Source organism: Crossiella sp. CA198 (genome assembly GCF_052078295.1).
Lineage (GTDB): Bacteria > Actinomycetota > Actinomycetes > Mycobacteriales > Pseudonocardiaceae > Crossiella.
In genome coordinates this window covers 1-1,452 of record NZ_JBQJIM010000072.1, presented here as the reverse complement: position 1 = coordinate 1,452, position 1,452 = coordinate 1, and the positions used below count along the sequence as shown (strand labels likewise).

Genomic DNA, 1,452 nt, shown 5'->3' with positions numbered 1-1,452 from the left:
CATCGTGATGCTCCTATGGTTGTCAAGTCGTCTGCAGGGCCTGCATGTCGGCCAGGTCGGCCATCAACCGGGGATAGATCTCTCGGGCCAGATAGCGCTTGAGGCAGCGGATAAGGTGCTTCTTGGTCATCCTGGTCCCGGGGCGTAGCCGCTCGGTCATGTAGGTGCGGCTGGGGTCGTGGGTGGCCAGCCGGGTGATCACCACGTGGTAGAGAGCGGAGTTGGCCTGCCGGTCCCCCGCGCGGGAAAGCCGGTGATGTTCCTGCTTGCCGCTGGAGGCATCCTGCGGGGCGACACCGGTCAGAGTGGCGAAGGCGGCCTCGCTGTGGATGCGGTCGGGGTGGTCCCCGACGGTGACCAGCAACTGCCCGGTGGTCTCAGCACCCAGACCGTGCAGGGCGGTGGTGCGCGGGGCGATCCGCCGCAGCAGGACGTGCAGGATGTCATCCAGCTCGCGTAGGCGCTGGTCGTAGAAGTCGATCTGGCGGGCGAGTTCACCCAGCGCGGCCCGCACACCCTGGCCGGAATCGAGCAAGGTCTCGGCCAGAGCGGTGGCGGCCTGGCGCCGCCGGCGGCTGCCAGGCCGAGGGTCGGGCAGTTCCACCGCGGGGAAAGCCCGGCAGCGCTGAAGCAGGGCACGGACGGGCAGGCCGTGCAGGGCCTGGCGCAACTGGGTGGGTGCGGTGACCAGCAGGGCGTGCAGGGCGTTGAGGGCGGCGGTGCGGGCGGTGAGGTACTGCTCGCGGGTGATGCGCAGTACCCGGACCGTCTCCACCGGACCGCCGCGTGGTTTGGGGGCGGCGGTGGCCCTGCCGGACTGGGCCGCCCCGGCGGCGTTGATCGCATCGGCGGCATCGGACTTGCCGTGCAGGCGGCGCTGGACCCGGTTGGGGCGGTTGACCTCGACCACGTCCACGCCCTGCTCGGTGAGGAACCTGGTCAGGGTGGCGCCGTAGGAGCCGGTGCCCTCCACCCCGGCCAGTGTCAGGGGACCGAAAGCGGTGGCCCAGTCCCACACCTGCTCGAACCCGGCGTGGGTGGCGGGGAATTTCAGGGTGCCCAGCAGCCGGCCGAGACTGTCCTGGGCGGCCGCGACATGGAACTCCAGGTGGGTGTCCACCCCCAGGGTGATCTCCCCGACCGGGGTGAGCGGGGTGGTGGGGGTGTTCTTGCGGGCGGGTTTTGGCATGCTGGTGAGGCCATTCTGTTCGCTGGAACGGACGTGTGGCACGCACCAGGTCCCGGTGGGCGGACAGAACAGTGATGGGTCGCCTGAGCGAACAGGCTCCTATGAGGTCACGGTCGCCGGGCCTGGTGCACCCGGTGATGGTCCCCGGCACTGGACGACAGATCACGACAAAGGCACGAGACCGGTTGGCCGAAGGGTCAGACCAGGGCCAGGGACCACCGGGTACATCCTCACGGATGCAACCCCATCCTCACTGTTGGCCG

The 1,452-nt window shown here is 69.6% G+C and carries 1 protein-coding gene; it reads right to left on the bottom strand.

Translation table 11 applies throughout. The annotated features are described in order from the left end of the window. Positions 1-22 precede the first annotated feature (22 nt). Complete coding sequence (locus ACTOWY_RS44770) at positions 23-1,189, bottom strand: IS110 family transposase (RefSeq protein ID WP_441315695.1); 1,167 nt, start codon at positions 1,187-1,189, stop codon at positions 23-25. Positions 1,190-1,452 lie beyond the last annotated feature (263 nt).